Raw genomic sequence first — 25,351 nt, forward strand, 5'->3', positions numbered from 1 at the left:
GTTCTGGTCGGAATCATTCCGACCAGAACTCCGCAAATCGCGCGGTTATTCGCCGTGGACGTCCAGCCCGTGCGCGGCGGCGTAGGACAGCCCCTGTTCGATGTTGATCCGGGCGCCGCGGATTTTCGCCGTCGTCCAGAAGGTCGGGTCGATCCGCGCACCGCGCAGATCGGCCTCGTCGAACTTGGCGTCCTGCACCCGTGCGCCACTCAGGTCCGCTCGCTGCAGCACGGCCTTGCGCAGGTCCGCCCCGACCAGGCTGGCCTCGCGCAACCGGCAGTCCGACAGGTCGACGGTGCGCAGGTCGCAATTGCCCAGCACGCTCAGCGACAGGTCCACCTCGGTCAGGGTGATGGGCCGCAGCCGGGCGTCGGTGAACACCGACCCCAGCAGGCTGCACTGCCGGAACACGCTGTGCAACAGCGATGCCCGCCGGAAGTTGCAGTTACGGAAGGCCGATCCCAGATGCACGGACTCGGTCAGGTTCACACCGCTGAAATCGCATTCGTCGAACACCACCCGCTCGGTGCGCAGCCGGCTGAGGTCGTCATCGCGGAAGTCGTGTCCGGTGAACTCGCGGTCCACCCAGACCTGGTCATCGCTCACACCGCGGCCAGTGCGTATTCGGCCACCGCGATCAGCGCGGCGCGGGCGGAGTGCCGGTCGCGGGCGTCGACGGTGACGATCGGGATGTCCGCGCGCAGCGCCAGCGCCTGCCGCACCGCGGCCTCCGGATGCCTTGGCGCCCCGTCGAACTCGTTGATCGCAATGAGGAACGGGAGTTTGCGGGCCTCGAAGAAGTCGACGGCGGCGAAACTGTCCTGCAGGCGCCGGATGTCGACGAGGATGACGGCCCCGATCGCGCCGCGGATCAGGTCGTCCCACATGAACCAGAAACGGCGCTGACCGGGAGTGCCGAACAGGTACAGCACCAGATCCTCGGCCAGCGTGATGCGTCCGAAGTCCATCGCCACGGTGGTGGTGTTCTTGTGCGGGGTGGCGTCGAGTCCGTCGACGCCGGCCGACGCGGTGGTCACCAACGCCTCGGTGCGCAGCGGCATGATCTCCGAGACCGCGCCGACGAATGTGGTCTTGCCGGAGCCGAACCCGCCGGAGATGACGATTTTCGTCGCCCCTGGCCGTTCGGAGCGCCCAGCCGACGCCGAAGGCGTCTCAGAGTGCCCGTAGGCCACGCAGAGTCCTCCCGATCAGTTCACGACGTTCGTCGGCGGAGGCTGTATCGCCCAGCGTCGTGTGTACCCGAAGATACCCCTCGGAAACGAGGTCACCGATCAGCACACGCGCCACACCGAGCGGTAAGGACAAATGGGCCGCGATCTCGGCGACCGACGGACCGTCCTTGCCCAGGAGCAGTATCCGGGCTCGCACATCACTACCCGGCCACCTCGGCGCCGGGGCGATATCCAGCGTTCTGATCGGAGCCTCCAGCGGCAGGTGCACCCCGGGATCGGTGCGTCCGGCGGTCAGCCGGTAGGGCCGCACCATGCTCGGCACATCCACCGGATCGGCGGACTCCCAGGCATCCGGTGGCGGCTGCACAGCGGCCTCAGGTGTGTTGGCGACTACGCCGCGCCGACTGGATGACGTTGCCCACACGCTCCACCAGAATGGCCATCTCGTAGCCGATCTGGCCGATATCGCAGGACCGGGTTGCCAGGGTGGCGAGATTGGATCCGTCACCGACGCGCATCAGCAACAGATAGCCGTTCTCCATCTCGACGATGGACTGCATGACGTGGCCGCCCGAGAACAATTGGGCCGCCCCCATGGACAGACTCGCCAACCCCGAGGCGACCGCCGCCAGCTGGTCGGCGCGCTCGGTGGGCATGTGCTCACTGGCGGCCATCAGCAGGCCGTCGGCGGAGACCAGCACGGCGTGCGAAACACCAGAGACCTCGCGAGCGAACTTGGAGACCAGCCAGTCGAGTGATTCGCGCTGCGTCGATCCCCCGGTCGCTGCGCTCCTGCCCGTCGTGTCGCTCATGATCCTCCGGTGTCGCGGGTGTGCGACCGACCGGCATGCACCCCACCGAAGTGGCTGCTGAGGCTGGCTCGTACGGCGGCGGGATCCGGCAACGGGCCGGGGTCGGCGGGCTCAGATGTTACCGGGGCGACGTCGTCGCCGATATCGCCCGCCCCGGGCACCAGCCGTTCGCCGGGTTTGCGTACCGGCAGGCCCTCCGCGGTGTGTTCGGTGACCGGCGCGTCCTCGGCCGAGGCCGCCGCGGACCAGCCGTGATCCCACACCGACTTCCAGTCCAGATCGGTACTGGCGCCCAGATCGGTCGGGTCGACGAGCCATTCCGAGAGCATCTTCTGGTAGATGGCGTCATCGGAGGAGCCCGTGTCCGCCGGGGCGGGTTCGGCGGGCGCCTGGCTGCGTGCGCCGAAGAACGCCGAGGTGTCCGCCGGCGCGGAGGTCCGGGTCGGCAACTCGGTGGGTATCTGCACCGGTGTCGGCTCGGTGGGCCAATGCTCCGATTCCGTTTCGGGCTGTTCGGAGCGGAACCCGCTGGCCCCCGGATTGCGTTGTGGCAAACCGGATATCGGGCTCTGCTCGACGAAATCGGGCGCGACGTAGGCCGGCTCGGGCAGCGCCGGCGCGAACTGCGACACCTCGGCCACCGGGGCCGGTTGGAAGCCGGTGACGATCGGAGTCGGCAGCACCCCGGCAAGCAGCTCCTCGGGCACGTACACACCGGCGGTGGTGCCCGAATGCGCTTCTCCGGGAACGGTGCTGCGCAACCGGACCACGAATCCGTGCTGGGCGGCCAGCCTGCCGACGACGAACAGACCCATGTGCCGCGCGGTGTAGGGGGTCACCTCGCCACCGGACTGCAGGCGGGTGTTGGCCACCCGCAGATCGGGTTCGGCCATGCCCAGTCCCAGGTCGGCGACCTCGATGACGAGTGCGCCGTTACCGGTTCGCACGGCCGACACTCGCACCTGCGAGTCCGGCGGCGAGTAGCGCAGCGCGTTGTCCATCAACTCGGCCAGCACGTGCACCAGGTCGGCGGCCACCGTGCCGCTGATATCGCAGTCCGGGATGACGTCGGTGATCACCCGGGTGTACTCCTCGACCTCGGACGCCGCGGCATTGACCACCGCGGCGACCGGCACGGGTTCCGCGTGCTCGCGGGTGACCTTCGTTCCGGCCAGCACGAGCAGGTTGGCGCCGTTGCGGCGCATTCGGGCGGCCAGGTGGTCCAGCCGGAAGAGGCTGTCCAGGCGTTGCGGATCTTCCTCGTCGCGTTCGAGCCGGTCGATCAGCGACAGCTGCTGGTCCACCAGCGATCGGCTGCGCCGCGACAGGGTCTCGAACATGTCGCTGACCTGCACCTGCAGCCGGGCCTGCTCACCGGCCAGCAGCACGGCCTGTTCGTGCAGTTCGTCGACCGCGTGCGCGACCTGCCCGATCTCTTCGGTGGTGTGCACCGGAATCGGACGGACCGGGCCCGGGTCTCCCCCGTTGCGGACCTGGTCGAGTTCGCGGGCGAGTTCGGTGTGCGCGACTTTCAGCGCGCTGTCACGCAGCCGGCGCAGCGGCCGGACCAGTGACCTGGCGACCAGCGCGACGATCAGCAGTGCGAACAGGATCGCCGCGATGACGACCACGGCATCCCGGATGGCGGTGCTGCGTTGCGCCTCGGCCTGTTGCCCCACCGTCGTGGTCACCGACGTCGTGGTCTCGGAGATGAYGGCGTCGGCGATGTCGTTGGTGGCAGCGATGGACTGGCTGAGTTCCGGGTTGTTCACCAGGACGGCAGTCGGGTTGGCCATGATCGCCATCCTGCGGATGAACTGCTCCTGCAGCTCCTTGGCCTCGGCCGAGCCGACGCCGAGGATCTGACTCATGCCGAACAGGGTGGACGGTTCGGTACCGGCGACGGTGTTCATCGAGGTGCGCAGCTCGGGTTCGGGGACCTCGCCACCGAGGTTGACCAGCAGCTGCTGCATCATCATCTGCCCGCGGGCACCGACGGCCCGGGACAGGCCGAGGGTTTCGGTGCGGATCTGGGCGTCGTCGACACGCACCGATCCGTTGATGGCATCCTCGGCGGTCAGCAGGATGGGCGCATAGGTGGTGACCCGGTCACGCAGGCCGATCGAGTTGGAGCTGACCTTGTTCACCAGGTCCTGGCCGTCCTGCAGAATCGCGGTGACGCCGCTGTCCACGTCGGGCAGCACGTCCGTCTCGTCGAGTTGACGCTGCAGCGCCTGGCGGGTGGTGTCGAATTCGCTCAACGCGGCCTGAGCATCACCGCCGCTGCTGCCGGCGAGAATGGCTGCATCCAGTGCGGCCATGTACTCGACGACGGCGGGCACCATGTCGGCACGGTCGGCGGCCAGCCGCAGATCGGTGGCGTCGGTGAATCCGGAGTAGATGCGCAGCCCACCGAAGGTCGCGGCCAGTGCCAGCGGAACCAGCGCGATGGCAAACACTTTCCAGCCGACGGGCCAGTTGCTCAACGCCCAGCGCGACGGCTTCTTGACGGCTTGCGCTGCCGCGCTGTCGAATTCGTCGCGCGCAGACGTAACCGGCGGCGCGGCATGGGCCGTCATCAGAATCCGCAAATCGTTACGTTCATATGCTTCCTGCTTGTGCCCGCCATCGGGGCCGGCGCGGCACGCCTGGCAATTTGTCGAGTATGGCAGTCGCCGACAGCGGTTTCCATACCTCGATATCGAACCGACACAGTTCGTGACCGTTACGTTGCGCAGTCGTGGTGATGCGTACGAACGGCTCTGACGTGCACGTCAGTTCGATCCCGCGGAATGTCTACGTCGCCCGCAGGATCGCGACCAGAAAGTCGGCGCCTTCGGTGAACGGCCGCACGTCCCAACTGGACAGCAACAGATCCGGGACCAACCCGGCCCGCGCGGCGTCGCCGAGGAACTCGGTGTGCTCGTACTCGCGTCCGGCGCCGAACCCGATGACCGCCCGGCCACCGGAGCCGAGATGGGCGCGCAACCGGCTCAGCACCGGAGTGCGGGTGCTCGGCGCGAGGAAGGTCATCACATTGCCCGCCGACACGATGAGGTCGAACGGTTCGGTGATTCCGCGGGCCGGCAGGTCCAGTTCGGCGAGGTCACCGACGAGCCAGCGGGGGCCGGGGTGGTCCTGTTCGGCGGCGGCGATCAGCGCCGGGTCGACATCGACGCCGACGACGTCATGGCCGGCGGCGGCCAGGTAGCCGCCCACCCGGCCCGGACCGCAGCCCGCGTCCAGGATGCGGGCGCCACGCTCGGCCATCGCGTCGATGAGGCGAGCCTCGCCCGCGAGATCTTTGCCCGCGCGTTCCATGGACCGGAAGCGGTCGATGTACCACTGCGAATGGCCCGGGTTGGCCGCGACCTGCTGCATCCAGATGCTCTGCTCGACCATGACCCCATTATCCGCAGGGCAAGATGACCGGGTGTTCAAGGTGATGTTCTTCTCCCCGCGCATCGCGCCCAATACCGGCAACGCGATCCGGATGGTGGCCGCGACCGGGTGCGAACTTCACCTGGTCGAACCGCTCGGCTTCGACCTGTCCGAGCCCAAGCTGCGGCGGGCCGGCCTGGATTACCACGACCTGGCGTCGGTGACGGTGCATGCGGATCTGCCGGCGGCCTGGGACGCGATCGGCCCGACGCGGGTGTACGCGTTCACCGCGCACGCGGACCGGTCGTTTGCCGAGGTCGCGTACCAGCCTGGCGATGTGCTGATGTTCGGCCCGGAGCCGACCGGCCTGGACGAGCAGACGCTGGCCGATCCGCACATCACCGCGCGGGTGCGGATCCCGATGCTGGCCGGTCGGCGGTCGTTGAACCTGTCCAACGCCGCGGCCGTCGCGGCCTATGAGGCGTGGCGCCAGCAGGGGTTCACCGGCGCGGTGTGAGCGGCAGGCCTACCAGGTGTCCCAGTGCGCGAAGTTCTCGGCGGGAAGTCGCTTGGCCTTCTTGAATTCGGTGCCTTTGGTGTAGGCGATCGGGAACAGCCCGGCCTGCGAGTATTTCTCGAACGGGATACCGAGCACCTCGGCGGCCTGCTTCTCACCGTCTCCGAGCAGGTGCAGCGTGGTCCACGCCGAGCCCAGTCCACGGGCGCGCAGCGCCAGCATGTAGCTCCACACCGCCGGCAGCAGGGAGCCCCAGAAGGAGGCACTCAGCCCGGCCGGGGCACCGTCCGGGCGACCTTCCAGCACCGGGATGAGCAGGACGGGGGCCTTCTCCATGTTCTCGCTGAGATAGCTCGCCGAGGAGCGCACCGCATCGATCTGCTCATCGCGGGCGTCACCGTAGGAATCCTTGGGCGATGCCAGGTACGGCGTGGCGTTGGTTCGGTAAATATCGGCGATGGCCTTCTTCTTGGCTTCGTCCTCGACGAAAACCCATTGCCAGCCTTGAGTATTGGAGCCCGTCGGGGCCTGCAGCGCCAGGTCCAGACATTCCAGGAGCACTTCGCGCGGCACCGGCTTGTCGAAATCGAGCCGCTTGCGCACCGAACGCGTGGTGGTCAGAACTTCATCCGCGGTCAGGTTGAGTGTCATACCGCGAGACTACATTCGCGTACATGACTGCTGACCTGACACCGGAGATCATCGAGCGCCTGAAATCCGACGAGTACGGCTGGCTGACCACGGTCGCGAAGTCCGGGCAGCCGGTGCCCAAGCTGGTGTGGTTCTTCTACGACGGCACCGACATCGTGGTGTACACCGAGCCCAGCGCGGCCAAGGTGCGCCATGTCCGCAACCACGCCCACGTGAGCCTGAACCTGGATTCCGACGGCAACGGTGGTGGAATCATCGTGATCGGTGGTCCGGCCCGGGTGGACGCCGAGGGCGCCGACCCGCGCAAGGACGCGCCGTACTGGGCGAAGTACCAGGCGGCCTCCGATCAGTTCGGGCTGACCGACGCGATGGGCAACTACAGCACTCGGCTGCGGATCACCATCGAGAAGGTGTGGACGACACCCACCGAAGGCTGATCAGCCGGCCATGCTGGTCAGGAACACCCAGGCGCTCAGTACGCCGCCGATCAATGCCGCGAGTGCTGCCGGGACCAGCAGATAGATCCCCCATGTCACGTTGACCGCGGTGCACACTCCCGCGGCGCCGATCAGCACGATCGTGGTGATGTTCGGTCCGACGCGGTCAAGGACGCGGGCGATCGGGTCCTGGCGAGGGACGCGTTTCGCCCGCTTGTTCAGGGCGATCATCGCGACGCCGCCGAGCACCGCGAGCGCAATCAGCTCCGTGCCGAAGACCTGACGTGGCTGACTCGGCACGGCCAGCAGGAGCGCCGCAACAAGAGCCACCGAGAACAGCGTCAGGGTCTGCGCCGCGCGGCTGCGCAGGTCCGGCGCGCGCGAGATCGCGTCGATGCGCAGCGTCACCGCGACGAAGAGCAGACCCATGAGTGCCGCGGCGGCACCACCGGAGACGACGGTGAAATCCGACCACCCGGGCATGGCGTGCTTCCTATCCTGCGGCGGCGGCGATCCACGCCGCCTCTTCACCGGGTTCGGGCAGCACGCGGCCGCCTTCGACGGCGTAATGAGCGGGGCTGCTTTGGAACACCACCAGCACACGGTCGGCAGGGATGCCGGTGGTCCGCGTGGCTGCTGCCGCGATTTCGGTGGCGAGTCTGGTGGTTTCGCCTTCGGGGTGACCGTCGCGGACCCAGCCGGTGACCAGCAACGGCTGAGCCGGCACACCGTCGGTGTAGACGTTGTCGGCGGGCAGCTCGTGGAAGACGACGTTGACGTAGGTGCTCGGCACGTGATTGTTCTCGGCGTGGATGCGGGTGATCTCCGCGGCGAGTTCGGCCCTCCCGTCGTGGGTGAGCGTCGACTGCGCAGTGGTGCAGGTGTAGATGGGCATTTCGTTCTCCTGGTAAGTATGTCGATTGAACGAGGCCCGGCGGGATCGGTGATCCCGCCGGGCCGTTCGCGTTCATCCGAGGTGTGGGAGTTCCGGTTGGGTGTGGACCACGATGACGGTGGGTCCGTCGGCATCCAGCGCCAGCTTGAACTCGCCTGCGAGTTCGTCGGTGGTGTTGACTTCTGCTGTACGGCAACCGAAACCGGTTGCCAGCGAGGCGATATCGAGACCCGGAAGATCCAGCGCAGGGACATGAGGCGTCTGCTCCAGCAGCGCGAAGGACTTGAGCACCTCGTAGGCCTCGTTGCGCAGCACCACGTACACGATGGGCAATTTGTGCTGTGCCGCAGTCCAGATCGACTGGATGGAGTACTGGAACGATCCGTCGCCGATGGTGGCGACGATGTGGCGGTGCGCCCCGCGCTCCCGGTCCCCCAGCGCAACGCCGACGGCTCCCGGGACACCCCAGCCGATACCGCCGCTGCCGGTCGCGAAGTAGCTGCCCGACCGTGTCGTGGGAAGCCACTGCACCAGTTCGGCCATCGTGGACGTGGACTCCATCACCACCGCCGAGTCCTCGGGTTTGACGGTGGCCAGGGTGGCGTACACCTCGTCGGCCGTCAGCCGCTCGCCGGGCGCCGAGGTCCGCACCGCGCGGTTGCGGTTCAGCGGGGTCGGCGCGGGCCGCCCGACGGGCGCGTTGATCAGGTCGACGAGTTGTTCCAGCCCGATCCGGACATCGCCGAGCAGGCTGTCGCCCACCGGTGCCGCAGATGCCAGGTGCGGATCGACGGTGAGCTGGATCAGCTCGGTGCCCTCCGGCAGATAGTCGCCGGCCACATACGGGTAGTAACGGAAAACCTGTGCGCCGATCACGATGGCGAGATCGTGACCGTCCAGCACCTGATTGACCTCGGCGATCGTCATCGGCATCGGCCCGGTGTAGAGCGGGTGATCCTCGGGGAACGAGGCACGGTCGGCCAGCGCACTGCCCCGGACGGGGGCGCCCAGCTTCTCGGCGAAGGCGATGCCGGCATCCCAGCCGCCGGCCCGGTCGACCTCCGGCCCTAGCACCAGCAGCGGCCGCTGCGCGCGGTTGATCCGGTCGGCGAACTCACGAAGCCGCGCGGCGTCGGGCGCGGTGCGTTCGCTGACCGTCCTGACGACTGCAGGACCGAGGGCGGGCTTCTGCCAGTCGTCGAGCGGGATCGACAGGAACACCGGACCCTTGGGCTCCTGCATGGCGACCGCATAGGCCTGCATGAAGGCTCCCGGCACGTCTTCGGCGCGGGCAGGCTCGTAGGACCACTTGACCCACGGTTTGGGGAATTCGGTGGCGCCCGGGTTGTTCAGATACGGATCGATCATCGACATCTCACGGGTCTGCTGGCCCGCGGTGATGATCAGTGGGGTGTTGGCCCGGTAGGCGGCCACCAGGCTGCCCAGGGCGTTGCCGGTGCCTGCGGCGGTGTGCAGGTTGACCAGGGCCGGCTTGCCGGTGGACTGGGAGAAACCGTCGGCCATCGCCAGCGCGGAGGCTTCCTGCAGCGCCAGCACATAGGTGAAATCTTCGGGGAAGTCTTGCAGGAACGTCTGCTCCGTCGATCCGGGGTTTCCGAAAACTGTTGTCACACCCAGCTTTCGAAGGAGATCGTACGTGACGTCATGTATCGTCTTTTCATCGGCCATCGGACTCACCAGCTTTCATCGGGGAATGAACTCGGCTTACCGGCGGTTGCAGATAAGCACTGATGATGACTGTGGTCCTGTTGCGCGGTTCGAACATCACTGCTCGCCACCAGACACCCCTGCGGTGGTCCGCACTCTGCGATGGACGCTAGCTGGTAGTCACTGGAAGTCCCGCGACCGCGAGCGGACCTTCAGATCGATGGGGCTCATCCTGTCCGCGGCCACCGTCACCGCACCGGTGGCGTTCTGCACGATGCCCCGGATGACCAGCGCCGACGCCGTCTGTGCCAGCTTGCGGTGACGCGCCCACACCCCGCGGGAGCACATCACGTTCACCATGCCCGTCTCGTCCTCCAGGTTCATGAACGTCACGCCCTGAGCCGTCGCGGGCCGCTGGCGGTGCGTCACCGCTCCCGCCACCAGCACGCGGGTCCCGTCGGGCACCTGCAGCAGCTGATCGGCAGGCACGATGCCCATCTCATCGAGCGTCTCGCGCAGGAACTGGGTGGGATAGCTGTCCGGGGACACACCGGTGGCCCACACGTCGGCGGCGGCCAGTTCCAGCGCGCTCATCCCCGGCAGCGGCGGGATATGCGAGGACGACCCCACCCCCGGCAACCGGTCCGGCCGTTCGGCGGCGGCCGCACCCGCCGCCCACAACCCTTCGCGGCGGGTGATCCCGAAACATCCGAGTGCACCCGCGGTGGCCAGCGCCTCGGTCTGCGAGACCGAAAGTTGCACTCTGGCGGTCAGATCCAGCAGCGTCGCGAACGGACCGTGGGCCGTCCGCTCGTCGACGATCCGTTGTGCCAGCTCATCGCCGATGTGACGGACACTGCCCATCCCCATCCGCACGTCCAGGCCACGGTTCTCACAGGTGGCGTGCGCCAGGCCGGCGTTGACGTCCGGGCCGTGCACCATCACGCCGTGCCTGCGCGCATCGGCGACCAGCGACTGTGGCGAGTAGAAACCCATCGGCTGGGCGCGCAGCAGCGCCGCGCAGAACACCGCCGGGTGGTGCAACTTGAACCAGGACGAGTAGAACACCAGCGACGCGAAGCTCAGCGAATGGCTTTCCGGGAAACCGAAATTGGCGAATGCCTCCAACTTCTCGTAGATTCTCTCGGCCACCGCCCCGGTGATGCCGTGACGTTCTCGCATCCCGTCATAGAACCGGTCACGCAGCCGCCGCATCTTCTCGGTGGACCGTTTCGAGCCCATCGCCCGGCGCAGCTGGTCGGCCTCGGCCGGGCTGAAACCGGCACAGTCCACCGCCAGCTGCATCAGCTGCTCCTGGAACAACGGCACGCCGAGAGTCTTCCGCAGCGCCGGTTCCATCGAGGGATGGTCGTAGACGACCTCTTCTTCGCCGTTGCGCCGCTTGATATATGGATGCACCGATCCACCCTGGATGGGCCCGGGCCGGATCAACGCGACCTCGACCACCAGGTCGTAGAACATCCGCGGCTTGAGCCGGGGCAGAGTGGCCATCTGCGCACGGGACTCGACCTGGAACACCCCGACCGAGTCGGCGCGCTGCAGCATCTCGTAGACCGCGGGTTCGGACAGATCCAGCCGGGACAGATCCACCTCGAGGCCCTTGTGCTCGCGCGCCAGGTCGATGGCATAGTGCAGAGCCGATAGCATGCCCAGTCCGAGCAGATCGAACTTGACCAAACCAATTGCCGCACAGTCATCTTTGTCCCACTGCAGCACACTGCGGTTTTCCATGCGGGCCCATTCCACCGGGCAGACATCGGCGATCGGACGATCACAGATCACCATGCCCCCGGAGTGGATGCCCATGTGCCGGGGCAGGTTGGAGATCTGGGTGGCCAGGTCGACCACCTGTTCCGGGATGTCCTCGACATCGGGCGAGTCGGCCAGTCCGTTCCACCGGCTGATCTGCTTGCTCCAGGCATCCTGCTGGCCCTGCGAGAAGCCCAGCGCACGCGCCATGTCCCGGATGGCGCTGCGCCCCCGGTAGGTGATGACATTGGCGACCTGGGCGGCGTAGTCCCGGCCGTACTTGTCATAGACGTACTGGATGACGTTCTCGCGCAGGTCCGATTCGATGTCGATGTCGATATCGGGTGGGCCGTCCCGCGCCGGGGACAGGAAGCGTTCGAACAGCAACTCGTTGGCGATCGGGTCGACGTTGGTGACCTTGAGCGCGTAACAGACCGCCGAGTTGGCCGCCGAACCCCTTCCTTGACACAGGATGTCGCGCTCCCGGCAGAACCGGGTGATGTCGTGCACCACCAGGAAGTAGCCCGGGAAGTCCAGCTTGTCGATGATGGCCAGTTCATGTTCGATCTGCGCGTAGGCCTTGGGAGCCCGGTCCGGCGGGCCATAGCGATCCCGGGCGCCATCGCGCACCAGTTTGCGCAGCCAACTGGATTCGGTGTGCCCGTCCGGCACGTCGAAGGGCGGGAGTTGCGGGGCGATCAGCGCCAGTCCGAACGCGCACTGTTCACCCAGGTCTGCTGCCGCCGTGACGATCTCGGTGCCGAACAACTGGGCCATCTCCTCCCCCGACCGCAGGTGCGCACCGCCCAGCGGCGCCAGGTATCCGGCCGCGTCGTCCATCGAGTTGCGGGCCCGGATGGCCGCCATCGCCATGGCCAGCCGGCCCCGCGACGGCACCGCGAAGTGGGCACCGGTGGTGGCGACCACGTCCACGCCGAATCGCGGCGCCAGCGCGGCCAGGACGGCATTGCGTTCGTCATCGAGCGGGTGTCCGTGGTGGGTGAGCTCGATACTGATCCGGTCGGCCCCGAACCGGTCCACCAGATCGGCCAGCGCGAGCGCGGCGGCCTCCGGTCCGCCGACTGTATAAGCCTGTTGGACATGGCCTTTGCGGCAGCCGGTGAGGATGTGCCAGTGTCCGCCGGCGGCCTCGGTCAGCGTGTCGAAGTCATACCGCGGCTTACCCTTCTCGCCGCCGGCCAAGTGTGCCGCCGAGATCTCGCGCGACAGCCGCCGATAACCCTCCGGGCCGCGGGCCAGTACCAGCAGATGCGGTCCGGGTGGGTCGGGCTGTTCGGTGCGCGGCACGTTACCCAGCGACAGTTCGGCACCGAACACGGTGGACATGTCGAGTTCACGGGCGGCCTCGGCGAACCGCACCACCCCGTAGAGGCCGTCGTGGTCGGTCAGCGCGATGGCCCGCAGGTCCAACCGGGCCGCCTCCTCCACCAGTTCTTCCGGGGTGCTGGCACCGTCGAGGAAGCTGTAGGCCGAGTGTGCGTGCAGTTCGGCATAGGGCACCGATGAGCCAGAACGCCGCACCCCCTCGACCTCGTAGGCACCGCGCTTGCGTGACCAGGCCGGACTGTCCCCGCCGTCGCCGAGCGGTTCGGCGATGGGCAGCCCGGCCCGCCGCGGCTTGGAGGTGAGGACACGCTCCATCTCGCCCCAACTCGGCGGTCCGTTGTGCCAACCCACCCCGCCAGTGTATCGAACATATGTGCGATTATCAGCCGGGGAGGTCCATCCGTTGCGTCCCCACCACCCCGAGCAACCGCATCGCCTCCTCCGACGGCGTGCCCGGCTCCGGGGCGTAGACGATCACCCGCTGGTCCCGGTCCGCGATATCGAGCACATCGCAGTTCACCGCGATCGGGCCGACCACCGGATTGTCGAAGGTCTGGCACAGTTTCGGCCGGTCCAGCACATCGCGCGATTCCCACAGCTCAGCGAATTCAGCGCTACCGGCGCGTAGTTCGGCGATCAGCGTGACGGTCTCCGGGTCGTCGGGATAACGCGCCGCGGTGGCACGCAGATGCTGGGCGCCGGTGCGTGCGAAATCGGAGCCGGTCACGCCGTAGAGCCGCATCTCACCGGGGCGCAGGAACGCGCGCCGCAACAGATTGCGGTCCCGGCGCGACAACGCGGAGAAGTCCTCCATCAGCGCGCAGGCCAGCTCGTTCCAGGCCAGCACCTCATACGTTGCGGACACCACGATCGCCGCGGCCTGCGGCAGCCGCTGGATCAGGTCCAGGATGCTCTGCCGGACCACCAGCGGCGGCCCGCTCGGCCCGAGCAGTTCGACCCCGGCCAGCCGGTGCAGATAGGCCAGTTCTGCCTCGGAGAGACGAAGGGCGCGGCCCAGGCCCAGCAGCACCTCCCGAGACGGGTGTGGAGCCCGGGCCTGCTCCAGCCGGGTGTAGTACTCGGTCGAGATGAACGCCAGATGGGCCACCTCATCACGACGCAGACCCGGCGTGCGCCGGCGGGTTCCCGCGGGCAGGCCGACGTCGGCGGGACCGATCCGCTCCCGTCTGCTGCGCAGGAAGGCGCCCAACTCACCCTTGTCCACGGCCACCATTCTCCGCTCCTACCGTCGAACATCCAGGTATCGGTGATACCTGGATCCGAACTCGGTTCCGACGCAGGCTCGTCGGCATGACGACGACAACGGGCCTGCTGGCCGACAAGGTTGCATTCATCTCCGGTGCCGGGCGTGGGATCGGTGCCGCGGCGGCCCGCCTGTTCGCGGCGGAGGGCGCCTGTGTGTTGCTCGCGGCCCGCACCGAGAACCAGCTCAAGAGCGTCACCGAGGACATCCGGGAGGCCGGCGGCACCGCCGAGTACATCGTTTGTGATCTGGCCGACGGCGACAGTGTGCGGGCCGCCGTGCACCGCACCGTCGAACTCTGGGGCCGGCTCGACATCGCGTTCAACAATGCCGCCACGCTCATCCCGCCCGGCCCGCTCGACGAGGTCACCGAAGCCGATCTCGACCACACCTACACCGTCAACCTCAAGGGAGTATGGCTGTCGGTGGCTGCGCAGGTCGCCGAGATCCGGGCCACCTCGAAGACCGGCGCCATCGTGAACACCTCCAGTATCGGTGCCCTGCACAGCAATCCGGAGCTACCCGCATATGGTGCCCTGAAGCGCAGCGTCAACAGCCTCACCGAATCGGCCGCGGTCACCTATGGCCCGGAAGGCATCCGGGTCAACGCGATCGCGCCTGGGCCGACCCTCACCGAGATGATCCAGCAGTGGGAGGACGCCAGCCCCGGCGTACTCGCCCAGCTGGTCGCCGACACTCCCCTGCGACGGGCGGGACGCCCCGACGAGATCGCGCAGGCCGCCGCGTGGTTGCTCAGCGACCGCGCCTCCTTCGTCACCGGTGCGACGCTGCGGGTGGATGGCGGCACCTGGGTTTAGGCCGGCCTACTTGTCGTACCCCTCTTCTAGAATCGCGATATGCCGCCTCCCACAACCGCTTACGCCGAACACGTGCCTCCGGTGCGGCGTATCGAGGTGCTGTTCGAGGAGATGGGTGAGCTGATCGGGCAGCGCAACGCCCTCGATGGACGGTTGGTGGAGATCATCGCCGAGATCGACGGCAGAGGCGCCGGCGACGGCAACGCCCTGTGGGGTGCCACAGGGTGTCGTTCCCTGCAGGCGTTGGTGGCCTGGAAGACCGGTGTCTCACCGCGTAATGCCGACACCATGGTCGCCATCGCCCACCGCATCGATGAGCTTGAACGCTGCGTCGCGGGGCTACGGCAGGGCCGGGTGTCGCTGGATCAGCTCGGGGTGATCGCCGAACACGGCGGCCAGGGCTGCGACGAGCATTACGCACATCTGGTGCAGTACGCCACGGTGAATCAGTTGCGCACCGCGGTCAAACAGGAACCCCGCCCCGAACCAGAGTCCAAGCCAGAACCGAAACGCAAGATCACCATGATCGAGGGCGACGATTCCACGACGTGGCGGATCACCCTGCCCAAGGTCGAGGCCGCGAAGTTCGAGGCCGGCCTGCAGTCACACCGCGATGCGTTGGTCGCGGACTGGAAACGCGACCACGACAACGCCGACAGCATCGACCCCGAGGACGGCTGGGCCCGCGACAGCGAGGCTGACCCAACGATCTCTGAGCAGGCACCGCCGTTCCCGGACGGGGTCGATGCGTTCATGAGCCTCATCGAGGCCGGCTGGGACACCGAAGTGCAGCGGCGCCCGCACGGCCAGCACACCACCGTCGTCGTCCATGTCGATGTCGAGAAACCCGTCGCCGCCCTGCATCTGGGCCCGGCGCTGACAGCAGACGATCGGCGATATCTGCTCTGTGATGCGACGTGTGAGGTGTGGTTCGAACGCCACGGCCGACCCATCGGGGTCGGCCGGGCCACCCGCACCATCAGCCGCCGGCTGCGCCGCGCCCTGGAACACCGCGACCAGACCTGCGTGGTACCGGGTTGCGGGGCCACCCGCGGTCTGCATGCCCATCACCTGGTGCACTGGGAGAACGGCGGTCCGACCGAGCTGTCCAACCTGGTCCTGCTGTGCCCGTTCCACCACCGCATGCACCACAAACGCGGCATCACGATCACCGGGCCCGCCGAGACACTACGAGTCACCGACAGCGAGGGTGAACCACTCACCAGCGGATCGCTGGCCCGACCACCCACCAAACCCCCACCCGACGTGCCACCGTGCACCGGTCCACTCGGGGAACGCGCGCAGTGGTGGTGGTACACACCGTACGAACCACCACCACCAGAAGCCAACTAGCGCTGCGCTATTCCTTCAGCGCCGGGGTGTCGCGGCGCAGTGTCTGGCCGGTGAAGAAGTCGGGTCGCTGCGCGCGCATCACCAGCATCAGCACCGCGCCGAGCACCAGGATCCCGAATCCGATGAAGAACACCAGGCCGATGCCGCCGATCTCGGCGCCGCTGCCGTTCTCCGGATTCATGCTCTCGCCGATCGAGATGACGAAGACGGCCGCCAGGATCAACCCGCCCAGGAGGGGGAAGAGGAACTTGAACACGATGTTGTGCACATTGCTGAACAGCTCCCGGCGGAAGAACCAGACGCAGGCGAATGCGGTGATGCCGTAGTACCAACAGATCATGATGCCGAGGGCGGCAATGGTGTCCCACAATGCATTGTCGGACAGCAGTGTCACCACGGTGTAGAAGGCACCGGTGACCACCCCGGCCATCACCGTCGAATAGACCGGCGTCAGGAAGCGCGGACTCACCTCGGCGAAGCGGGTGGGAAATGCCTTATAGGCGCCCATCGCGAGCATCGCCCGAGCCGCCGGCAGGAAGGTGGTCTGCAGGCTGGCGACCGACGAGGCGAACACCGCCACGTACAGCAGCGGCCCGAACCAGTGCCCCAGCACCGGGTCGGCCAGCGCCCCGAACACGTTCTCCGAGTTCTCCGGATTGCCCAGCCCCAGACCCTCTTCACCGACGCCGGCGTACATCATCACGGCGACGGCGATCAGCAGGTAGGTGATCAGAATCGATGTCACACAGAGCAACCCGGCCCGGCCAGGCACCTTGGTCGGGTCCTTGGACTCCTCGCCGAGCGTCAGGCAGGTATCCCAGCCCCAGAACGCGAAGATGGAACCGGTCAGCCCGATGGCGAACACCGCCATCGTCAATCCAGTGAACGGATTGAACCAGTCCAGGTCGAAACTCAGCCCGGCCGGCGCGTCCCCACGCCCCACGTGGACGAAGGCGGTGATGGCGAAGGCCACCAGCACCACCAGCTGAAAAGCCACCAGCACGTACTGCACTCGCTCGCTGGTGGTGATGCCCCGGCTGGCGATCAGGGTGGCCAACGCGATGAACACCAGCGTGGTGATGATGTTGACGGGTTTGTTGCCCGCCAGATCAGCGATCCCGGGCTGGTTGAATATCCGGGCGATGAGCAGATAGAAGAACTCGACCGCGATCGCCGCCAGGTTGGACAGCACGATGATGGACGCGACCACCATCCCCCACCCGCACATCCAGCCCACGTAGGGGCCGAATGCCTTGGTGGACCACGTGAATGACGCGCCACAGTCCGGGGTGCGGGAGTTCAGTTCGCGATAGGCGTACGCGGTGAGGAACATCGGGATGAAACCGGCGATGAAGATCGCCGGCATCTTCAACCCGACCGCCGCCACGATCACGCCGATACTCGCGGTGAGCGTGTACCCGGGTGCCACGCAGGAGATCCCGAGCATGGCGCCCGACAGGGTGCCGACCTTGCCTTCGGCCAGACCCTTCGAAACAGTGCCCGTGGCCGTCTCCGCCTTGTTCGCAGTCATGCTGTCTCCTCGTCGGCGGTTCTGGGTACCACGACCATCGGGACGTCGAGCGCGCGCAGCATCTTGGCCGCGGTGGACCCGAGGAACAACTTGCGCGGCGCGGCGAGCCGGCTGGAACCCACCATGATCAGATCACCGTCATGCCAGGGCAACCTGCTCACCGCGTCCTCCACCGAGGTTCCATCCGCGACGGTGGCCGTGACCGAGAACCCTTCGGGCAGTGACTCTTGTGCCTCCTCCAGGGCGCGCCGCGCGTGTCCCAGCGCGCGCTCCCGCAGCGCATCGGCGTCGCCACGCAGCGCACCGAACATCGGATCGAGGGCCACCAGCGACACCAGGCGCAGCGGCACGTCGGCGGCCTTACAGGCCCGCACCGCCGCGTCCAGCAGGGTGCGCGCACCGGTACGTTCGCCGATTGCGCACGTCACCTCACGCACCCGCGGCACCGCGGACAGCCGAGTTCCTTTCGGCGCCACCGCCACCGGAACGTGCGCGGAGTGCAGCAGCTCGTTGACCACCGATCCCAGTGAATAACTTCCGGCCAGACCGCCGCCCGATCCGCCGACGATGACGGCCTGGGCTCCGAGGCGCTGCACCTCGTTGATGAGTCCGTCCGCGGTGGAGTCGCTGACGCTGACGTGCGGGTGCGCCACCACATCATCGGGCACCCCGGCCAGTGCCTCGTTCAGCCATTCGCCGGCCTGTTCGGCGAGCAGTTCGTCATAGCCGCCCGTGGGAACCATCGCGGGCACCCCGCGGTCCGGGGGCAGCACCATGCACACGTCGAGCTCGGCGCCCAGGCTCCGGGCGAGGCGGACGCCGAGTGCGACAGCGTCCGCTCCGCCCGGGGTGGCGAGATATCCGACAGCCAGTCTCATCGGGCCATCCTGTCAACGCGCGACGGTGCGCACTGGCGATTGACCCTACGAAATCAGTTGTATTCGGCGGTCCCGTCATCGAGCACGACCCGCGCATCGGACCCGTCCGGCTGGGCAGCCTCGGTACGGAACACCGCGCGACCCGCTTCGGTACGCCAGATCGAGGTGGTCAGCGTCTCGCCGGGGAAGACCGGTGAGCTGAACCGGGATGCCACCGCGGTGACCTTCGTGGCGTCGCCGCCGCCGAGTTCGGCGACCAGGGCCCGGCCGGCCACACCATAGGTGCACAGGCCGTGCAGGATCGGCTTGGGAAAACCGGCCAGGGTCTGGGCGAACCACGGGTCGCTGTGCAACGGATTGCGGTCACCCGAAAGCCGGTACAGCAGCGCTTGATCGGCGCGGGTGGGCAGGGCGACCTGCGCATCGGGCGCGCGGTCGGGGAACTCGGGCGCCGCCGGACGCTGGCCGGGCTGCCCACCGAATCCGCCCTCACCCCGGATCACCACAGTGGTCAGGGTTTCCACCAGCACCTCACCGCTGTCCGGGTCAGCGCCCACCCCCTTGAGCATCACCACCGCGTTCTTGCCCTCACCCTTGTCCTGGATGTCGGCGACCTCGGAGTGCACGGTGAGCGCACCCGCGGGCGGCAGCGGCTTGAACAACCGGATCGCCTGCGAGCCGTGCAGCAACAGACTGAAGTTGAACGAACCGATCTGCAGTGCGGCCGCGAACGGCGAACAGGCGATGACGGCGAAGGTGGGCAGCACCTGCTGCTCGATGTCGTGACTGTTCTCGGTGGTGAAGGCCAGGTCATCGGTGCCGGCGCCGACACCGAGCGCGTACAGCAGCGTCTCGCGGTCGGTCCAGCTGAAGGTCTGGGACTCGGTTGTGGCACCGACGGCGTTCGGATCGATCGGCATGGGTGAATATCCCTTCGTGGCGGACTACGGAGTGTGACCGGGACCATAGTTGACCTTTCCAGGCTCGAGGACGACCATGGCCGCATGCATTATGTCGTTACCGGCGGTACTGGGTTTATCGGCAGCCGCGTGGTGGCCCGACTGCTGGCCCGCGACCCGGACGCGCAGGTGTCCGTGCTGGTGCGGCGCGGGTCGCTGGAGCGCTTCGAGCGACTGGCCGCCGCCTGGGGTCCGCGCGCGAAACCCCTGGTAGGCGATCTCACCGCCGAGCATCTCGGGTTGAGCGACGATGTCATTGCCGAACTGGGCACCGTCGATCACGTGGTGCACAGCGCCGCCATCTACGACATGACCGCCGCCGAGGACGTCCAGCGCGCCGCCAATGTCGAGGGCACCCGCACCGTCATCGGCCTGACCCGGCGCCTGGGCGCGACCCTGCACCACTTGTCCTCGATCGCGGTGGCCGGGGACTTCCACGGCGAGTACACCGAGGACGATTTCGACGTCGCGCAGAACCTGCCGACCCCCTATCACCGCACCAAGTTCGAGGCCGAACAACTGGTGCGCTCCGAGGCCGGGCCGCGGTACCGGATTTACCGGCCCGCGGTCGTCGTCGGGGATTCGCGCACCGGCGAGATGGACAAGGTCGACGGTCCCTATTACTTCTTCGGCGTCCTGTCCAAGCTGGCGGTGCTGCCCAGTATCACGCCCATGGCGGTGCCCGATGCCGGCCGCACCAACATCGTGCCGGTCGACTTCGTGGTCGACGCGTTGGTGCACCTGATGCACATCGCCGACGCCGACGGACAGACCTTCCATCTGACCGCGCCGAAAACCATTGGGCTGCGCAGTATTTACCGCGGTGTCGCGAAGGAGGCCGGGCTTCCGGCGCTGCGCTTCGCGTTGCCCGGCGGCGCCGTCGCACCGGTACTGAAGGCCACCGGACGGGCCAGGGTGCTGCGCAACATGGCCGCCACCCAGCTGGGCATGCCCGCCGAGATCCTCGACGTCGTCGACCTGGCGCCGACGTTCACTGCCGACCGGACCACCGCCGCGCTGGCCGGTACCGGGATCGAGGTACCCGAATTTGGTTCCTACGCAGGGAAACTGTGGCGGTACTGGGCCGAAAACCTGGACCCCGACCGGGCCCGCCGCGATGACCCGTCCGGCGCACTGGTGGGCAGGCACGTCATCATCACCGGCGCCTCCAGCGGTATCGGACGCGCCTCGGCGATCGCCGCCGCCCACCGTGGGGCCACGGTGTTCGCGTTGGCCCGCAATGCCGACGCACTCGATGATCTGATCGCCGAGATCCGTGCCGACGGTGGCGACGCGTACGCATTCACCTGCGACGTCACCGATTCCAGCTCCGTCGACCACACGGTGAAGGACATCCTGGGCCGCTTCGGCCACGTCGACTATCTGGTCAACAATGCCGGCCGGTCCATCCGCCGATCGGTGTCCGCTTCCACCGATCGGCTGCACGACTACGAACGGGTGATGGCCGTCAACTACTTCGGTGCGGTGCGCATGGTGCTGGCGTTGCTGCCGCACTGGCGCGAGCGCCGGTTCGGTCACGTGGTGAACGTGTCGAGTGCCGGCGTGCAGGCCAACAGCCCCAAGTACAGCGCGTACCTGCCCACCAAGGCGGCGCTGGACGCGTTCTCCGAGGTGGTGGGCACCGAGACCCTGTCGGACCACATCACCTTCACCAACATCCATATGCCGCTGGTGAGCACCCCGATGATCGCGCCGTCACGGCGCCTGAATCCGGTGCCCCCGATCACCGCCGAGCATGCCGCCGCGATGGTGGTGCGCGGGCTGATCGAGAAGCCGGCGCGGATAGACACCCCACTGGGCACGCTGGCCGATCTGGGCACCTACTTCACGCCCCGACTGTCGCGGCGGGTACTGCACCAGCTCTACCTGGGCTATCCGGACTCCGCTGCCGCGCGTGGGCAGGCCGGCGAGCAGCCCACCCCGGAGCGCAGGCCCCGCAAGCCGTCCCGCGCCACCCGGAGCGTGCGGGTGCCCCGCCCGGTCAAGCGTGCGGTGCGGGCGATTCCGGGTGTGCACTGGTAGCGGCCCCCGCCTATCGTGGGAGCGTGACCGGGCCTGAAACCGATGCGCCACTACCGGTGTTCGCCGACGTCGACACCGGGGTGGACGATGCGATGGCGTTGGCCTATCTGTTCGCCAGCCCGGACGCCCACGTGGTGGGCATCGCATCGACGGCGGGCAATGTGCCCGTCGCGCAGGTGTCGATCAACAATCTGGGGCTGCTCGAACTGTTCGGGATCGACGATGTTCCCGTCTCCGAGGGCGCCCCGGTGCCGCTGAGCATTCCGCTGCGCACCGCCGAGGACACCCACGGCCCCGAAGGGCTCGGCTACGCGCACCTGCCGGAGACGGACCGGTCGCTGACCCCGTACGACGCCGCCCAGGCCTGGGTGGCCGCGGCCCGCGAATATCCCGGGGAACTCATCGGATTGGTCACCGGGCCGCTGACCAACTTCGCGCTGGCGCTGCGCCTGGAACCCGCGCTGCCCCGGCTGCTGCACCGGCTGGTGATCATGGGTGGCGCGTTCGACTACCGCGGCAACACCACGCCGGTCTCGGAGTGGAATGTCAGCGTCGACCCGGAGGCCGCCGCCGAGGTGTTCGCGGTGTGGGGCGCGGCGTGGGGCCTGAGCACGCCCACGCATCTGCCGATTGTGTTGGGACTCAACCTCACCGAGAACGCGGCGATGACGCCGTCGATTCTGGGCCGGCTGGCCGCCGCCGCCGGTTCCCCGTCGGCGCAGCTGAGTGTGCTCGACGATCGGGGCACCCGGTCGACGGCGGCCAACCCGCTGATCCGGGTGCTCGAAGATGCCATGCGCTTCTACTTCGAGTTCCACTTCGATCAGGGCGAGGGCTACCTGGCGCACCTGCACGATCCACTGGCCGCCGCGGTCGCACTGGACCCCGACCTGGTGCGCTACCAGCAGGCGACCGTCGACGTCGAACTGACCGGGACCCTGACCCGCGGGATGACCGTGGCCGACTGGCGCGGTCATTGGGGCCGGGAGCCCAACGCGCAGATCGGCGTCGAGGTGGACCCCGCCGCGTTCTTCGACCGTTTCATCGAGCGGGTCGGCCCGTTCGCCCGCCGGCTCGGTCATTCGTAGATGCCCTCCACATGCCACTGCCGTTGGCGGTAGCACAGCAGCATCGCCACACCGACGCCGGCATCATTCTGTCCACCGCGACCGGACACCACCACCTGGGCACGCGCGGTCCGGCCCACCGGCTTGCGCTCGGGATCCCACCAGCGTTCGTCGACCGGCCACGGCCCGGTCCACCAGCTGATGTCTCTCCCGTCGCTTCGCTCGCCCCTGATGTCTCTCCCGTCGCTTCGCTCGCCCCTGATGTCTCTCCCGTCGCTTCGCTCGCCCCTGATGCCTCCCCCGCGGCCCGGGGACTCCAGCCGCACCGGATCCGAAGAGAACAACCCCCGACTCGTCACCCGCACCGGTTTACCTTCTGCATCAAGCACTTCCACCGGGTCATCGGCCAACACCGCCGGCGATGGCTCGGGTAACTGGCCCGGCCAGGGCTGGGTCGGGTCGGCCTGCGGAACCGGCTCGTCGCCCAGCGGGGTGAAGGTGATGCGCTCGGACGGCCCACGCCCCCCGCTGAGCACCGGCACCTGAACCGCTTCGAGGCCCAGCAGACCCTGCACCCGCACCAGCGCCCGCCGGGCCCGTAACCGGTCGTCGTCACCGGATGACCCCCACAGCGGGAGCTGCAGCGCCCCGGCCGACACCACCTCCACCGGGTGCAATCGCAGGGTGACGATCGCCGCAGTGGGGCCCGCTCCCCCGGTGGCCCGCCGGGTCAGCCAGCCGTCCAGTTGCCAACGCACCCGATCAGCGGTGGCATCCTCGGTCAGCGGTTCGGCACAACGCCAAACCCTGTTCAGCTCTTCGCCATTGGCGGTGACGGCCTGGATGGCCAGCCGGGTGCAGCCCACCCCGGCGCCTTCCAAGCTGCGGTGCAGTTCGCCGGCCAGTGACCGTCCGGCGAAGGCCGCGGCGTCCACCCGGTCGATGGGGGGATCGCAGTTCATCACCGCGTCGAGCTCCGCGGGAAGATCACGCCCGGACGGTCCGCGGTCGGACTCCCCGCAGGCGAATCGGTGAGCGCTGATCGCGTCGGCACCGAACCGGGAAGCCACATCGGTGCGCGACAACTCGGCGAACTGACCGATGGTGCGGATTCCCATCCGCCACAGCAGGTCTGCCAGATCCTCCCGACCTGCCCCGGAAAGGCTGGGTTCGGTGGCCAACTGACGGATGGACAGCCCGGACAGGAACGCCGCGTCCCGGCCCGGCTCGACGATGCGCCCCGCCCTGGCCGCGAACACCGCGGTGGACAACTGATCGGCGATACCCGTCTGRCATTCCGCCCCCGCCGCGGCCACCGCGTCGACCAGACGTTCGGCGGCCTCCTGCTCCGATCCGAAATAACGGGACGCTCCCCGAACCGACATCACCAGCAGACCGGGCCGCAGCACCTCGGCCCGGGGCACCACCTCGTCGACCGCCGCCGTCACGCCCTCGAAGTGACGGGCATCGCGCGCCGGGTCGGCGGTGACGACATGCAGCTGCGGGCACCGGGACTGTGCTTCCCGGCGGCGCAGTCCGCGCCGCACACCCACCGCCCTGGCCGCCGCCGAGCAGGCGATGACCCGGTTGGCCAGGGTGACCGCCACCGGGTCGGTGGCGGGCAGTCCGGCCGCGGCGGCGGCGGCCACCGCAGGCCAATCCATGCACCAGAGCGCAAGAACCCGCGGCACGCTAGCTCCCGACTGCGATACGCGGCTGGCCGGGAATCCGGCTCCTGGTCCTGATGTCCACCCGCACCCGCCCGATCCGCCCCCGGCCGGGAACCGCGGCGCCGCCGGAACCGACCATCTCGTAGCCGCAGACCCTGGCATCCAGCCGAGCCGAGGCACCGTGCCAATCGCCGCCGGTGACCAGCAGCGTGCACCCCTTCTGCCGGGCCCGCGCGGTCACGGCCCGCGCCCTGCTCATCGGTACCGATCGCCCACCCAGCGCCAGCACCACCAGATCCAGACCATCCAGCAGGACCGCGGCCACCTCCACCGGATCGGTGCCGGGATAAGGAATCACCGCGACCCGGCTCAGGTCGGCACCCATCTCCACCGCCGCCAGCAGACCCACATCGGGCTGCCCGACGATGGCCGCGTGCCCGCCTTCTGCGGTGGCGGCGGCCACCATCCGCAGGGCCAGTGATCTGGCCCCCGACAGCACCGCCACTGTCCCCCTGGGCAGCAGCTGAGAAAGAGGCCCGGGCACCGACGGCTCCGGCAACGCATCGTCAGGCGGTGCGATCGGCGAATCCGGGGCTTTCAGCAAAGTTTTCGCGGCCGAACTCAGGTCATCGTCGGCAGCCTTCCGCGCACCCGGGATTTCCATCCTCCCGGAGACTTCGGCTATCCTGCGGCGTAACTGTTCTACCTGTTCAGCGCGCTCTTTTCGGTGCTGCTCCAGGTCCATTGCCACCGTCACAGCAGCACCTCCAGCATCATCCGAAACGGGCGTTGTTCGAACACATGTTCGATATCTCGAGTAAACACTCGCCCGGTCCGACAGTCAAGCGGTGGATCGCAGGGCCGGATCGGCGGCACAGGGCATCTCTCAACAATGCTTGAGTAAGGGAATGCACTGATACAGGCGCTGCGTTACAGTTTCTGACACCAGATCCCGGCCTTCAAATGGGACTGCTGCACAAGGTTTTCGCGGGCCACCGCGGCGGCCGAAGTTTCACCACACAGAGACCCCAGTAAAGGATCGAACATGGCATCAAATCGTCTGGCTCGTCGTCGGATTTCGGCAGCGGTTGGCGGTG

23 protein-coding genes are annotated in these 25,351 nt (G+C 67.9%); 6 read left to right on the forward strand and 17 right to left on the reverse strand.

The genetic code is table 11. The annotated features are described in order from the left end of the window. Window positions 1–45 precede the first annotated feature (45 nt). The 6 genes from AC1DTF_RS26760 to AC1DTF_RS26785 all read right to left on the reverse strand — a co-directional run bounded on the left by AC1DTF_RS26760 (window position 46) and on the right by AC1DTF_RS26785 (window position 5,407). On the reverse strand, window positions 46–606 hold the full coding sequence (locus tag AC1DTF_RS26760) for a pentapeptide repeat-containing protein (RefSeq protein WP_477476258.1): 561 nt from the start codon (window positions 604–606) through the stop codon (window positions 46–48). Beyond that, complete coding sequence (locus AC1DTF_RS26765) at window positions 603–1,193, reverse strand: GTP-binding protein (protein WP_477476259.1); 591 nt, start codon at window positions 1,191–1,193, stop codon at window positions 603–605. Before AC1DTF_RS26765 ends, AC1DTF_RS26760 begins: the two co-directional genes overlap by 4 nt. Beyond that, on the reverse strand, window positions 1,174–1,506 hold the full coding sequence (locus AC1DTF_RS26770; protein ID WP_477476274.1) for a DUF742 domain-containing protein: 333 nt from the start codon (window positions 1,504–1,506) through the stop codon (window positions 1,174–1,176). Before AC1DTF_RS26770 ends, AC1DTF_RS26765 begins: the two co-directional genes overlap by 20 nt. A gap of 61 nt (window positions 1,507–1,567) precedes the next feature. Then, window positions 1,568–2,005: a roadblock/LC7 domain-containing protein gene (locus AC1DTF_RS26775; protein ID WP_477476260.1), complete on the reverse strand. Its 438-nt coding sequence runs from the start codon at window positions 2,003–2,005 to the stop codon at window positions 1,568–1,570. Continuing rightward, the gene (locus tag AC1DTF_RS26780; RefSeq protein WP_477476261.1) at window positions 2,002–4,584 is read right to left on the reverse strand and encodes a HAMP domain-containing sensor histidine kinase; all 2,583 of its coding nucleotides are present in this window, start codon (window positions 4,582–4,584) and stop codon (window positions 2,002–2,004) included. Before AC1DTF_RS26780 ends, AC1DTF_RS26775 begins: the two co-directional genes overlap by 4 nt. A 217-nt stretch (window positions 4,585–4,801) precedes the next feature. After that, window positions 4,802–5,407: a class I SAM-dependent methyltransferase gene (locus AC1DTF_RS26785; RefSeq protein WP_477476262.1), complete on the reverse strand. Its 606-nt coding sequence runs from the start codon at window positions 5,405–5,407 to the stop codon at window positions 4,802–4,804. Window positions 5,408–5,450: 43 nt separating this feature from the next. Between AC1DTF_RS26785 and AC1DTF_RS26790 the strand changes: the two genes are divergently transcribed. After that, window positions 5,451–5,903 (forward strand): tRNA (cytidine(34)-2'-O)-methyltransferase, encoded by a 453-nt coding sequence (locus AC1DTF_RS26790; RefSeq protein WP_477476275.1) that lies wholly within the window; start codon window positions 5,451–5,453, stop codon window positions 5,901–5,903. Between the two features lie 9 nt (window positions 5,904–5,912). Here AC1DTF_RS26790 and AC1DTF_RS26795 read toward each other — a convergent pair whose 3' ends face one another. Further along, window positions 5,913–6,554 carry a nitroreductase family protein gene (locus tag AC1DTF_RS26795; protein ID WP_057166895.1) on the reverse strand — a complete coding sequence of 214 codons (642 nt, stop codon included), beginning with the start codon at window positions 6,552–6,554 and terminating at the stop codon, window positions 5,913–5,915. 23 nt (window positions 6,555–6,577) lie between these two features. On the opposite strand from AC1DTF_RS26795, the gene AC1DTF_RS26800 reads away from it, so the two are divergent. Next, window positions 6,578–6,991: a TIGR03667 family PPOX class F420-dependent oxidoreductase gene (locus tag AC1DTF_RS26800; protein ID WP_477476263.1), complete on the forward strand. Its 414-nt coding sequence runs from the start codon at window positions 6,578–6,580 to the stop codon at window positions 6,989–6,991. Here the strand turns inward: AC1DTF_RS26800 and AC1DTF_RS26805 are convergent, their stop codons facing one another. The 5 genes from AC1DTF_RS26805 to AC1DTF_RS26825 all read right to left on the reverse strand — a co-directional run bounded on the left by AC1DTF_RS26805 (window position 6,992) and on the right by AC1DTF_RS26825 (window position 13,905). Next, complete coding sequence (locus AC1DTF_RS26805) at window positions 6,992–7,474, reverse strand: hypothetical protein (protein ID WP_057166897.1); 483 nt, start codon at window positions 7,472–7,474, stop codon at window positions 6,992–6,994. 10 nt (window positions 7,475–7,484) lie between these two features. After that, the gene (locus AC1DTF_RS26810; protein ID WP_200962125.1) at window positions 7,485–7,886 is read right to left on the reverse strand and encodes a tautomerase family protein; all 402 of its coding nucleotides are present in this window, start codon (window positions 7,884–7,886) and stop codon (window positions 7,485–7,487) included. A gap of 72 nt (window positions 7,887–7,958) precedes the next feature. Further along, on the reverse strand, window positions 7,959–9,575 hold the full coding sequence (gene mdlC, locus AC1DTF_RS26815; RefSeq protein WP_477476264.1) for a benzoylformate decarboxylase: 1,617 nt from the start codon (window positions 9,573–9,575) through the stop codon (window positions 7,959–7,961). 159 nt (window positions 9,576–9,734) lie between these two features. After that, complete coding sequence (locus tag AC1DTF_RS26820) at window positions 9,735–13,022, reverse strand: error-prone DNA polymerase (protein ID WP_057166898.1); 3,288 nt, start codon at window positions 13,020–13,022, stop codon at window positions 9,735–9,737. Between the two features lie 31 nt (window positions 13,023–13,053). After that, window positions 13,054–13,905: a helix-turn-helix transcriptional regulator gene (locus AC1DTF_RS26825; RefSeq protein ID WP_477476265.1), complete on the reverse strand. Its 852-nt coding sequence runs from the start codon at window positions 13,903–13,905 to the stop codon at window positions 13,054–13,056. 77 nt (window positions 13,906–13,982) lie between these two features. Between AC1DTF_RS26825 and AC1DTF_RS26830 the strand changes: the two genes are divergently transcribed. Continuing rightward, a complete protein-coding gene (locus AC1DTF_RS26830; RefSeq protein WP_057166899.1) occupies window positions 13,983–14,753 on the forward strand; it encodes an SDR family NAD(P)-dependent oxidoreductase in 771 nt (256 codons plus the stop codon). A 39-nt stretch (window positions 14,754–14,792) separates the two neighbouring features. After that, a complete protein-coding gene (locus AC1DTF_RS26835; RefSeq protein ID WP_477476266.1) occupies window positions 14,793–16,106 on the forward strand; it encodes an HNH endonuclease signature motif containing protein in 1,314 nt (437 codons plus the stop codon). Window positions 16,107–16,113: 7 nt separating this feature from the next. Here the strand turns inward: AC1DTF_RS26835 and AC1DTF_RS26840 are convergent, their stop codons facing one another. From AC1DTF_RS26840 to AC1DTF_RS26850, 3 genes are read right to left on the reverse strand one after another with little or no spacing between them, the layout of a single operon-like run. Next, complete coding sequence (locus AC1DTF_RS26840; RefSeq protein ID WP_477476267.1) at window positions 16,114–17,637, reverse strand: APC family permease; 1,524 nt, start codon at window positions 17,635–17,637, stop codon at window positions 16,114–16,116. Next, complete coding sequence (locus AC1DTF_RS26845) at window positions 17,634–18,515, reverse strand: universal stress protein (protein ID WP_477476268.1); 882 nt, start codon at window positions 18,513–18,515, stop codon at window positions 17,634–17,636. Before AC1DTF_RS26845 ends, AC1DTF_RS26840 begins: the two co-directional genes overlap by 4 nt. A 53-nt stretch (window positions 18,516–18,568) precedes the next feature. Continuing rightward, entirely contained in the window at window positions 18,569–19,435 is an 867-nt protein-coding gene (locus AC1DTF_RS26850; protein ID WP_477476269.1) for a MaoC/PaaZ C-terminal domain-containing protein, read from the reverse strand. Between the two features lie 84 nt (window positions 19,436–19,519). On the opposite strand from AC1DTF_RS26850, the gene AC1DTF_RS26855 reads away from it, so the two are divergent. Together AC1DTF_RS26855 and AC1DTF_RS26860 are read left to right on the forward strand one after the other, a co-directional pair. Further along, window positions 19,520–21,517: an SDR family oxidoreductase gene (locus AC1DTF_RS26855; RefSeq protein ID WP_477476270.1), complete on the forward strand. Its 1,998-nt coding sequence runs from the start codon at window positions 19,520–19,522 to the stop codon at window positions 21,515–21,517. A gap of 23 nt (window positions 21,518–21,540) precedes the next feature. Next, window positions 21,541–22,605: a nucleoside hydrolase gene (locus AC1DTF_RS26860; protein ID WP_477476271.1), complete on the forward strand. Its 1,065-nt coding sequence runs from the start codon at window positions 21,541–21,543 to the stop codon at window positions 22,603–22,605. Here the strand turns inward: AC1DTF_RS26860 and AC1DTF_RS26865 are convergent. Together AC1DTF_RS26865 and AC1DTF_RS26870 are read right to left on the reverse strand one after the other, a co-directional pair. Next, on the reverse strand, window positions 22,596–24,248 hold the full coding sequence (locus tag AC1DTF_RS26865) for a DNA polymerase Y family protein (protein WP_477476272.1): 1,653 nt from the start codon (window positions 24,246–24,248) through the stop codon (window positions 22,596–22,598). The two genes, AC1DTF_RS26860 and AC1DTF_RS26865, sit on opposite strands and share 10 nt — an antisense overlap. 28 nt (window positions 24,249–24,276) lie before the next feature. Continuing rightward, a complete protein-coding gene (locus AC1DTF_RS26870) occupies window positions 24,277–25,011 on the reverse strand; it encodes a hypothetical protein (protein ID WP_477476273.1) in 735 nt (244 codons plus the stop codon). Between the last annotated feature and the right edge of the window lie 340 nt (window positions 25,012–25,351).

It is taken from the genome of Mycobacterium sp. P4_H6 (assembly GCF_056400845.1).

Coding starts and splice junctions, on each gene's coding strand:
- AC1DTF_RS26770 (WP_477476274.1), bottom strand. CDS start 1,506: ATGGTGCGGCCCTACCGGCTGACCGCCGGACGCACCGATCCCGGGGTG.
- AC1DTF_RS26775 (WP_477476260.1), bottom strand. CDS start 2,005: ATGAGCGACACGACGGGCAGGAGCGCAGCGACCGGGGGATCGACGCAG.
- AC1DTF_RS26785 (WP_477476262.1), bottom strand. CDS start 5,407: ATGGTCGAGCAGAGCATCTGGATGCAGCAGGTCGCGGCCAACCCGGGC.
- AC1DTF_RS26790 (WP_477476275.1), top strand. CDS start 5,451: ATGTTCTTCTCCCCGCGCATCGCGCCCAATACCGGCAACGCGATCCGG.
- AC1DTF_RS26795 (WP_057166895.1), bottom strand. CDS start 6,554: ATGACACTCAACCTGACCGCGGATGAAGTTCTGACCACCACGCGTTCG.
- AC1DTF_RS26800 (WP_477476263.1), top strand. CDS start 6,578: ATGACTGCTGACCTGACACCGGAGATCATCGAGCGCCTGAAATCCGAC.
- AC1DTF_RS26805 (WP_057166897.1), bottom strand. CDS start 7,474: ATGCCCGGGTGGTCGGATTTCACCGTCGTCTCCGGTGGTGCCGCCGCG.
- AC1DTF_RS26810 (WP_200962125.1), bottom strand. CDS start 7,886: ATGCCCATCTACACCTGCACCACTGCGCAGTCGACGCTCACCCACGAC.
- mdlC (WP_477476264.1), bottom strand. CDS start 9,575: ATGGCCGATGAAAAGACGATACATGACGTCACGTACGATCTCCTTCGA.
- AC1DTF_RS26825 (WP_477476265.1), bottom strand. CDS start 13,905: ATGGTGGCCGTGGACAAGGGTGAGTTGGGCGCCTTCCTGCGCAGCAGA.
- AC1DTF_RS26830 (WP_057166899.1), top strand. CDS start 13,983: ATGACGACGACAACGGGCCTGCTGGCCGACAAGGTTGCATTCATCTCC.
- AC1DTF_RS26835 (WP_477476266.1), top strand. CDS start 14,793: ATGCCGCCTCCCACAACCGCTTACGCCGAACACGTGCCTCCGGTGCGG.
- AC1DTF_RS26840 (WP_477476267.1), bottom strand. CDS start 17,637: ATGACTGCGAACAAGGCGGAGACGGCCACGGGCACTGTTTCGAAGGGT.
- AC1DTF_RS26845 (WP_477476268.1), bottom strand. CDS start 18,515: ATGAGACTGGCTGTCGGATATCTCGCCACCCCGGGCGGAGCGGACGCT.
- AC1DTF_RS26850 (WP_477476269.1), bottom strand. CDS start 19,435: ATGCCGATCGATCCGAACGCCGTCGGTGCCACAACCGAGTCCCAGACC.
- AC1DTF_RS26855 (WP_477476270.1), top strand. CDS start 19,520: ATGCATTATGTCGTTACCGGCGGTACTGGGTTTATCGGCAGCCGCGTG.